This window comes from Vibrio sp. 10N.286.55.E10 (assembly GCF_002872555.1).
GTDB lineage: Bacteria > Pseudomonadota > Gammaproteobacteria > Enterobacterales > Vibrionaceae > Vibrio > Vibrio crassostreae.
In genome coordinates this window covers 1-9,348 of the sequence record NZ_MCSD01000038.1, presented here as the reverse complement: position 1 = coordinate 9,348, position 9,348 = coordinate 1, and the positions used below count along the sequence as shown (strand labels likewise).

The following is a 9,348-nucleotide window of genomic DNA, read 5'->3' as shown; positions in this document are numbered from 1 at the left end:
CTTTTGGACAAAAGTTTGTTAGCTACATTACTAAATTAGAATGTAACGGATTAATTGGAGTATGGAAAAGTTGTCCAACAGCAGCGCCTTGCTAGCTGCTGTGCGCATCAAGTCTATCGATGGTAAATGCAATGCTTTCTCCTACCACTCTTGGATCACTAGTCTCGATAGGTGCTGATAGATGTGCAATACCCACATCAACTATTACCTCAGGATCTATGCCTGTCACGATGCCCGATAGCGCCAGCCCCAATGATGTTTTAGCTCTTTCTTGGCTTCGGGGTTACCTGAAAATATTGACTCCCATTCTTCGTCTTCATAGTGGAGGCCGACTGATAAACGGATATCAATATTTTCTCCAGCTTAATATCTATCGCCCCCAAATTCGTCTATTGCAACAACCTTGACACCATCTACTTCGATTAAAGATGGTAAGTAAATTATCCATGAACTTGATATTAAGTTTTGTAGGGAAAACAGTATGATGCGGTCTATAAAGACAAATAACCTTGGCTAGGTCGGTTTATTATCACCTCACCAACAATCGTTGATATATGGAGAAATTACCTTCCCGTAGCAGCCAACCCAATCACGTCAAATCAACCATGCGCCCTTGTAAAGCAGGAGTGTTTTGAACACAGCTCTCGATACATGTGATCAGATCTTGGGACAGTGACGAAGGCTTTGGTTTATTCGCCCACAAGGCATACATAGGCCGAGTAAAAAGTATCTCAGAGTCGTATTGAACGTGCCCGGACATCTCACTATACAAATCGGCGATCTCTGTCATAGGCAATAGGCCTACACCCATGCCTGACGCGACCAGTTTACGTACCAAGGTAATGTCGTTGACCCGAGAAACCTTAGAGTATTGCCGCTCGATACTTAGCAAGTCTTGCCCTGAAATTTGCGTCTTAGAGTACGGCATAATGAGTCGCTCTCGGCTTTTGCAGTCTCGTCTTGAGACAAGGCATACGGCAATGCTGGCTAACTTTTTCTGGTAAAAAGACGAGTCTCTTTGCTCTCCACTACGTATGGCTAAATCAAAAGAAGTTTGGCTGAGCAGCACATTTGTATTGGCAGGCTCAATAACGACATCCACATGCCTTTTCTCTAGCAGAAAGGCTTCAAGCGCTGGGTATAGTTGGCCAATGATTAAGTTTCGTGGGCAATGTAAGACGAATGAAACCGCTTCACTTTTCGAGCTTTCAGTCACAGCCTGATGAAGATTTAGGGTGGTCTCGCCAAGCTGTTCAAATAACCCTTTACCAAAGCTGGTGAGTTTGACTCCCCTAGAGGAGCGAATAAAGAGTGACTCACCTAATCTCTCTTCTAACAATAAGATGCGTTTGGACAAGGTAGGCGCGGTAGTTTTTAAGTCTCGTGCCGCTTTTGAATAACTGCCTCGACGGGCTACTTCAACAAATAATAAAAAATCATCCAGCATAGGGTTTTCCGCAATCTTAGTGTTCTAAAGCTCGTATGGCTGAGGATACGATAAATCCATACAGTATACAGACAGGAGGAAGCGCTATGACAAAACTTTTGTTCACTGCTCTGTTCTCATGTGCGATGTCAAGTATGGTGTCCGCGTGGGTTACTTACATCAATCTCGGTTTACCAGAGGATTTCATCAGTCGATGGGGCTTTGCCTTTATTAATGCTTGGCCGGCTTCGTTTGCAGCGGCCTACTTGTTGAATAAACCAATCATGGTATTAACCCAAAAATTGATGTGCCAATTTACCCCCCAAAAGGAGAAAAACAATGCTTAGTGTTGTGGCTTTTATTACCCCAAAAAGTGAATTTTATGCGGAGTGCAAACAAAAAGCTGAAGGCATTCTAACGGCTACTCGAGAAGAAGCGGGTTGCTTGCGTTTTGAGCTATATGAAAACAAAGCGAAAGATCAGCTTATCTTGGTTGAAAACTGGGTCGACCAGGCCGCCCTAGACGAACACTATGCCCAGCCATATATCACACCGATATTTGAGTTTTATAAAACCGCATTAGCTCATGAGCCACAAATACACAAAATGACCAATGTAGAGGGTTAAATTCTCAGATATATCTGAGTAAGTCACTAGGTAGGTATTGGCCTCACCTACCTATCATTTAAAAGTTGCTTGAGCTTCGGCTCTAACTCATTCCGTGAACATTCGAAAAAGTATCTTGAGCCTTAGTCGTTTGTTATATGCATAGCCTATTCAGCACTGAATACATAGCCCGGATACTCATCATTAAGTGTTTCCACCACTTCCAACCACGCACTTTTCTCGAGTAATTTAGGGGAAAGAGCTTCCGGAGCTAAAGACCAACTTTTTAGATTAAAACCCCAAGACACCGCGCCAACTGGATAGAATACCCCTCCTATTTCAGATAGCCCAAACAACTTTCCATTCCAAGTTAAAGTGATGTGGGGAGCCGAAGTCCAACCTGGATTATCTCGAAAAACCTTTCCCAAACTATAAAATGGGTAACTACTATCACGCTTCTCTTGGCTACCAACATCAACAAAAACCCAATTGGGACCAAAGTTTCCCAAGGACGCATGTTTACCTGAAAACTGCGCGCCGCTCGATGTTTCCACAATATGTAGCCAGTGTGTCACCTTTGAGGACGAAACCTCAATTGCTGGAAACTTTGGTGCAAAGCAATGAGAATTGCCTGATTCGACAAAACGAACATCAAAAGCATCCTCTCGATTCCACAGATCAATACTGTATTTCTTTATCGCAGAGTCATTCAGACACTCACCATAGCTGCCATTTTCAATATTGGTTGAGAAAGCAGAGTTCCGATAAACGCCAAACGATAAGTAGGTACCAACAACCACGATCAGTAAAAATAACGAACCAAAAATATATTTTTTCATACCTTTTAAGCTTGCCTCCCTCTATAGCTTACGACGCCTAATTCTTATAAGTTCCCTCATCACTTCGATAAAACCCTTGAGAGGAAAATACGAAGTGCGACACCTCTGAACATAAAAACAATAACTCTAAACTCTGTTGGTGCTGTTCTAGCAGCGCTGACGTTCAAGTACCGTGCTGCTGCCCTGCTCCCTTAATCGAGCGTATTCCAATATCTCTTCGAGTGGCATGGCAGTCTCTTTTAGGCGAATGACAAACTCAAGCCACTTTACGTCTTTCGCGGTATACACTCGGTGCCCACTGCTATTACGCTGAACATTTTTAAGCAAACCGATTTTTTCATAGTACCTAAGCGTATGAGCCGACAAACCCACCAAGCTAGAAAACGCCTTCATGTTCATGGTTTACTTCCTTAATAGCCGAATAAGCGAATGCGTTGTTTTGGTAAAGAATACTAACCTCCAAACCAAAAACTATCATCCAAGAAACCTTAGCTCTAAAAGCGCAAAACCCAACGATAGCTTGCTGCCGTTGGGCTCTACTAATAAATGCGGGTTAAAACGCTTTGTTACTTAACTGTTATACCAAAATCACTCCATTGAGCTTTACGCTTGGTGGTAAAAATACAAGAAACACCGCCCACGGTATGAGTAATTGGAGCTTCAAAATCGCAAAACAGTGAGATATACAAGATTGGTAGTTGTTCGTTACCAAATGAATTTGGTGTCCACATGGCTACATCACCATCTTTACATTTGGCATTCGCTTCATCACCGTTAGCAAAATGACAGATCTTGTCTTGCTTTAAATCACTTAGCCCAAATGCAGCCGATGAGTTGAATGATGTTGCTGATAAAGCAAAGGTAAGTGCTAATAGAACTTTTTTCATAATAAGGTTGCCCGTAGTTTGATACATACGAGTTACCTTAACATGATGATAAACATACACTTAGACATAATATGCAACCTATGACACAACCCGCAAATTGCGTTACTCATGCCTTGTTGAGGTGTGAGCAACGAAATACCAAAGCTCCCGCATACCACCTTAAACACTAAACGTAACGCATAGTAAAAATGCCACGCGTTGCGGGTCACTCTTAAACAGTTGTTATATAGCAGTTTATTGCGAAACCGTTGCTATCCAGTCCACGCCTTCTTTCCTGACTATAGCATTTCGTAAAACTGGATCTATTCCGGCAATTTTCGAACGCCCATTAGAGTCATGTCCACCATGTATCATATTAAATACCTGATAGCGATAACCTTCATTTTCAACTAAGTCTATATGTTTCAGTGCTTGGCTATACCCTAATGCTTCTCGCTCCTTTCCTTTCCAACTTTCACAAAGAATCACAACATTATTTTCATCAACATATGCGGTATTCCAGGCACCAAAAGCAATTACTTTTTTCTCATGATTAACGAACGACCAAGACCACAACCAATTCGCACACGTAAAGCCTTCGTCTTCCATAAATTGTTTGCGTTTAACATCACTTTCTGGAACCAATTTTTTATACAAAACCGTATCTTGATATTGCGAGTAGTTAACGATGTGAGCCATTAAATTTCGACCTTGCTCATCACCTTGTTTCTCAGCGTTAGCGTATAACACTTGTAATTTATCCGATGAATAACCCCCATCGGAAATACGCTTTAACATTTTATCAAATAACTCAGGTTTCATTATTCACCTTCTATTGGGTTGATTTCTTGTTACTTAACAAGAGCCTATAGGTACTTGTTCGATTTGCCATATAACGCCGCCTTAAGCTGTGAGTGAACGTGTGCCATGTCTGAGCGAGGCAAGTTCGGCACGCGTTTACGAATCAGTCTTGAAGGTTTTGTTAGCCATAATTTTCATTGACCTCATTACCAAACAGAGAAACAACGACTTCTTTTGCTATAGGGTCTAGATTGTAGGTATAGTTGCGTTGTGGTTGTGAGAAAACTGTGGTTTTAGAAAATGCTGAGAAGACACGTTCATTATCATAGTAGTAGCTACCATTCCTAGGGTTATATCTTTTAGTACAGATTGAATCTTTCTTCAAAAACTCAACAAAATGCTCTACATCTTTTGGCTGCATACCACTAAAAAACCTAGTTAAAGCATTGTATTTCAGTTGATCAAAGCTAGCCCACAGCTCTTCGTCCAACAACGTTTTTGCCAAAATAGTTAGGGATGCTGATTCTGATTTATCTCCAACCGCAGGTGTGTAAATTATGTTCTCGTTTTTCAACGTGAATAGTGCAGCCCCTTTTCTGACCGAGACGTGATTTTGCTTTTTGAGTTCCTGGATTATGTACAATTGATGAATATCCAAATCATGGAATTTTTGGCGCATTTTTTCTTTTTTGTACTGCTTTTCCTTTTCTTCTAGCAATACTCTTTCCTGCGCACCTTCTGCATTTTTCTTTTTCATACGCCATCTTTCAAATGTATCGAGCATCAACGAAATAACAGCATAGACAAGGCGAATTGAAGTTAAGAAAAATAAACTTTGAAGCAAAGTCTTTGATAAGGCCTCAAGTGCAATATGTTCCAAATTGCTTGCCCATAGCAGACTTGAAACCACACAAAAAATTGCCAAATTTAATCGTACATTTTTGGCTTTGTTCAGAACGTCTAGAAATTCTTTCATACCACTCATCAATGACTAACTTTCCTATTATGCCTAACGTCCTGCTAAGGTGATGAGATGGTCTCCCCCTACCACTTCACATGGCCGTAAGCCATGCTTGGAGTGTTCAGGTCCGAAGTAAAAGGAGAAGACCATGACTCAGCATAAAATCATCGGCATCGATTTAGCAAAAAATATCTTCTTTCTTTTTGAAATCAATCATAAAGGAAAGAACCTTTCTCGTAAAAAACTTCAACGAAGTAAGCTACTTAGCTACATCGCCAATAAAGAGCCTTGTACCATTGCTATGGAAGCATGCTCTGGTGCCCATTATTGGGCTCGTGAATTCTCTCAGTTCGGTCACGAAGTCATACTCTACGCACCCCAACATGTGAAAACTCAAAGGCGTAAACAGAAAAACGACTATAACGACGCCGAAGCCATTGCCGAAGTCGCGCTCTATAAAAGACCTCACCCTGTCCCTCATAAATCCGTCGAGCAACAAGACATCCAATCTCTTATTCGAATGAGACGTCTGCTCGTCACTGAAAGAACTCGCATCGTTAATCAAGTGCGTGGCCTCATATCTGAATACGGCATCATTATGCCCAAAGGAGCCGCTGCCTTCAGAAAGGCCATACCCGAAATACTCGAGAACGATGAAAACCAACTGTCTTGTATATTAAGAGAGCTGCTATCCCATCAGTACGAACGATATTTATACATCGACGAACAAGTAAAATGGTTCGACGATAAACTTAACCAAACCATCAAGCAGTTCGAAAACGCAAAGCGACTCATGTCTATTCCTGGCTTTGGGCCACTCACTAGCCAAGCCGTTGCGGTATGGCTTGGCTCCGGACAACAGTTCAAAACCGGTAGAGATGCGTCCGCCGCAATGGGCCTTGTGCCGAAGCAAGATACCAGCGGTGACAAAGTCATTCTTCTTGGGATAACCAAAAGAGGCAACACGTATATCCGCTCCCTACTCGTTCATGGAGCAAGAGCAGCGCTGAGGCGCGCCAAATTTAAATCCGATAATCTCAGTAAGTGGATGCTTGAACTCCAAGAGCGACGAGGACCAAACAGAGCCGCTGTCGCTTTAGCAAACAAACTCATGCGCATAGCGTGGGCCGTCATCACTAAAAATGAAGAGTATCGACCAACACAAAGCTAATGATGATCACCAACCCTTTGCAAAGTACGTAGTAAGATGAATAACAGGACAAATCCTACACGTTGAAAACCTTATGCTCACACTGTCTTATAAAGTCGATAAGGTGATTAGGACTTCGTGTTCGACTTCCTCATCTTGGCCAAGGCAATAGCCGCTCAACAGGCCGTATATATGGAAGTTAACCTGCGCTTTTAATCATACTGCTGACTTGCAAAACTGGGGGAGACCATATATGTGAGCAACGCAATACCGATGCTTCCGCATAGCACCTTAAACACTAAACGCAACGCATAGCAAAAATGCCAAGTGTTGCGAATCACTCTTAAACAGTTTGTTATAACTTTTTTTCCAACGCACGCTATTTTCTGACTTTTAAATTCAGTCCCAAAACCAAGGTAGTCGACCCATCTTTGTTTGATATAACTTGTAGCTTGTTAGACCGAGCATTAACCTCTTCCGGTAGTTCATCTTTAGAGCCATGAATAACAAACTGAGTTTTAGTATTTTTATAACGGCTCATAATCCCATCGGCAATATACTTCTCGACATCTAATGGTGTTGAAAATATCTCCATTCTTCTTGTTAGTTGTTCTATATCGGTACTATTCATACAAACCTCACTTCTCATTTTCTTCTTAAACTATAACGCCGCATTACGGTGTGAGCGACGCTTGGCTATACTTGAGCGAAGCGAAACTGCCAAGCGTTGCGAATCAATCTTAAATGCTTTGTTAAGGCTACGCGACTTTACGATCAAGCATTCTCAGCCGATCTAGTGCATTTCTGGTTAAATCGCCTTCTTCATCGATGAAGCCAAGGCGTTCAAGATCATGGATAGCATCAGAGTGGAGTTGTTCCTTATGTTTACGAAACAGATATCTAAACCCTGAGCGTGGTGATTTCATCGATATTTCTGGATTTCGGAACTTAGACAGTTGCCTAACTACGTAACTAAGCACTGTAAAGGAATCAGCATCACTCGATTCATGTAGAAGCATCTGTCGTTCGAAACGTCTGGCTTGAGACTTAGATTCTTCTAGTTCTCGACTCAAGTTGCTCATACGCTCAAAGAGTTCTTGTTTTTCGTTTTCAGCTAGATGAGCCTTTTTAGCTAGTTCCTCTAGTGTTTTTCTTTGTTCTTCTTCTTTCTTTTTAATCTCGGCATTTTCGATTTCAAGCTCTTTTTGAGTTTGATTGAAATCAAAAGGAAGTTGGTCGAATTTGTCTCTTATTCCAGTATAGCCTTCATCCAAATGCTTTAGCTTTTCACCAAAACCAGATTCCATTCTACCAATAACTTCAGACATCTCTTTTGTAAACGCATATGAGTTATCATAAAAGCGATTACTTGTATCTGTCGCTTTAAAATAGAATGCAACCGATAGTGCTATCGAGAAGAATGCAACAATAATTGATAGTAAATCAGTAAAGCCGAATTCGCTCATATTCAGTGTAATTTCCATACTGAATATTTTGAACGTCATTACAGCGAGAAATACCAAGACAACTACATCTCGAACATTCTTAATTGATAGGATTGTGTTTTTGTTTATACTTTCTTTTTCCACTAAAAATAACTCCAATTGATTAATTCAGTAGCCTTAACGCCGCGTTAAGTAGTGAGCAACGCCACCACGAAACCTAACCATACAACCGTAAACACAAAACCCAACGATAGAATGAAAAATGCCATGCGTTGGGAATCTGTCTTAAACGCTTTTTATATGCACATTATGGCAAAGGGTAAAGTTCTTTTAGTTTCTCTGATGAAAATGAACTCAATTTGTCATCAGGGATACCTAGAGCAAGGAGTTTATAATGTGTTTCCGATACTTCATCAATTCCATCTTCGGCATTCTCGTAGTTATAATTTTGCCAATTAGCTTCAGGATAAGCATCCAAGATACATTTAAAGTATGGTGCATCAATTTCATTCACTGAATGTCCAATTACTACGATATTTTCGATACCATTATAATTCTCCAAAGTTTCACGATGATGCTCTAAAATTTCATGGACTGGCTTATGAAAAACACCGTGTACTTGAGCTACTTCTTTTGTTGTCTCGTTAAACCAAGGCTCATCACTCTCTTCACTCGTAGTAGGTGATTCTAGATTACGACCATGCCCAAATATTATTTCCCTACCAACCTTTCCATGTATATGTAAAACAGTGTGCTCAGGAATGTTGTAAACATCTTGGAGAGTGGTTGTATAGTTAAAGTTCACGAAATGAGCTGGTAGATAAAAGTGCATTAGCTTTTGTGCTTCATTTACATCAACGGAACGAATCCAAGTTTTAAAAGCACTTGTTATATCATCAACAAGCTCTTCTTTCTTTATAGCAATTTCATCCTCAAAGCCGTATAACAGCTTAGGGTCATCAGCCATCTCTTCTAAAGATGGCTGCATTGCAGCATTATCATGAAATTCATTTTCGTTAAATGAACCTAATGACTCCTCAAAATTAGCCCACTCAGCATCAACATCACAGAAGTCATCAAAATAATGGATATGTTCATCTAGATGATCTTTGTACTCTTGATTAAAGTACCAATAGCTCGTCGGTAAACGATTCCAGATATCAAAACCATTTCCTATTATAAATAATGTAGACACTTAAACCTCCATCTACAGTTGGTAAGACTTTCCCGTGCATATAACGCTTAAGTATTTAT

Annotated in this window: 11 protein-coding genes and 1 pseudogene; 3 read left to right on the top strand and 9 right to left on the bottom strand. The window is 40.7% G+C overall.

Going from position 1 to position 9,348, the window contains the following annotated elements; translation table 11 throughout:
- Positions 1-589: 589 nt before the first annotated feature.
- Positions 590-1,447, bottom strand: coding sequence for a LysR family transcriptional regulator (locus tag BCV39_RS18550; RefSeq protein ID WP_102460941.1), 858 nt, complete (start codon positions 1,445-1,447; stop codon positions 590-592).
- 86 nt (positions 1,448-1,533) lie between these two features.
- Between BCV39_RS18550 and BCV39_RS18545 the strand changes: the two genes are divergently transcribed.
- Both BCV39_RS18545 and BCV39_RS18540 read left to right on the top strand, forming a co-directional pair.
- Positions 1,534-1,773: a DUF2798 domain-containing protein gene (locus tag BCV39_RS18545; RefSeq protein ID WP_063524166.1), complete on the top strand. Its 240-nt coding sequence runs from the start codon at positions 1,534-1,536 to the stop codon at positions 1,771-1,773.
- Positions 1,766-2,053: a putative quinol monooxygenase gene (locus tag BCV39_RS18540; RefSeq protein ID WP_102460940.1), complete on the top strand. Its 288-nt coding sequence runs from the start codon at positions 1,766-1,768 to the stop codon at positions 2,051-2,053. The genes BCV39_RS18545 and BCV39_RS18540 overlap by 8 nt, the downstream gene beginning before the upstream one ends.
- Before the next feature lie 146 nt (positions 2,054-2,199).
- Here BCV39_RS18540 and BCV39_RS18535 read toward each other — a convergent pair whose 3' ends face one another.
- The 5 genes and pseudogenes from BCV39_RS18535 to BCV39_RS18510 all read right to left on the bottom strand — a co-directional run bounded on the left by BCV39_RS18535 (position 2,200) and on the right by BCV39_RS18510 (position 5,514).
- The gene (locus tag BCV39_RS18535) at positions 2,200-2,871 is read right to left on the bottom strand and encodes a hypothetical protein (RefSeq protein WP_102432406.1); all 672 of its coding nucleotides are present in this window, start codon (positions 2,869-2,871) and stop codon (positions 2,200-2,202) included.
- A gap of 37 nt (positions 2,872-2,908) precedes the next feature.
- Positions 2,909-3,270: pseudogene (locus BCV39_RS18530) on the bottom strand (MerR family transcriptional regulator).
- Between the two features lie 167 nt (positions 3,271-3,437).
- Positions 3,438-3,758: a hypothetical protein gene (locus tag BCV39_RS18525; protein ID WP_102432414.1), complete on the bottom strand. Its 321-nt coding sequence runs from the start codon at positions 3,756-3,758 to the stop codon at positions 3,438-3,440.
- Between the two features lie 234 nt (positions 3,759-3,992).
- On the bottom strand, positions 3,993-4,559 hold the full coding sequence (locus BCV39_RS18515; protein WP_102432407.1) for a hypothetical protein: 567 nt from the start codon (positions 4,557-4,559) through the stop codon (positions 3,993-3,995).
- 160 nt (positions 4,560-4,719) lie between these two features.
- On the bottom strand, positions 4,720-5,514 hold the full coding sequence (locus BCV39_RS18510) for a hypothetical protein (RefSeq protein WP_133146467.1): 795 nt from the start codon (positions 5,512-5,514) through the stop codon (positions 4,720-4,722).
- A gap of 133 nt (positions 5,515-5,647) precedes the next feature.
- Between BCV39_RS18510 and BCV39_RS18505 the strand changes: the two genes are divergently transcribed.
- On the top strand, positions 5,648-6,670 hold the full coding sequence (locus BCV39_RS18505) for an IS110 family transposase (protein ID WP_102432409.1): 1,023 nt from the start codon (positions 5,648-5,650) through the stop codon (positions 6,668-6,670).
- A gap of 358 nt (positions 6,671-7,028) precedes the next feature.
- On the opposite strand, the gene BCV39_RS18495 is transcribed toward BCV39_RS18505, so the two are convergent.
- The 3 genes from BCV39_RS18495 to BCV39_RS18485 all read right to left on the bottom strand — a co-directional run bounded on the left by BCV39_RS18495 (position 7,029) and on the right by BCV39_RS18485 (position 9,289).
- Entirely contained in the window at positions 7,029-7,280 is a 252-nt protein-coding gene (locus BCV39_RS18495; protein ID WP_133146468.1) for a hypothetical protein, read from the bottom strand.
- A gap of 127 nt (positions 7,281-7,407) precedes the next feature.
- Positions 7,408-8,238, bottom strand: a complete 831-nt coding sequence (locus tag BCV39_RS18490; protein ID WP_102432412.1) for a hypothetical protein — start codon at positions 8,236-8,238, stop codon at positions 7,408-7,410.
- Between the two features lie 163 nt (positions 8,239-8,401).
- The gene (locus BCV39_RS18485; RefSeq protein ID WP_102432413.1) at positions 8,402-9,289 is read right to left on the bottom strand and encodes a bacteriophage abortive infection AbiH family protein; all 888 of its coding nucleotides are present in this window, start codon (positions 9,287-9,289) and stop codon (positions 8,402-8,404) included.
- Between the last annotated feature and the right edge of the window lie 59 nt (positions 9,290-9,348).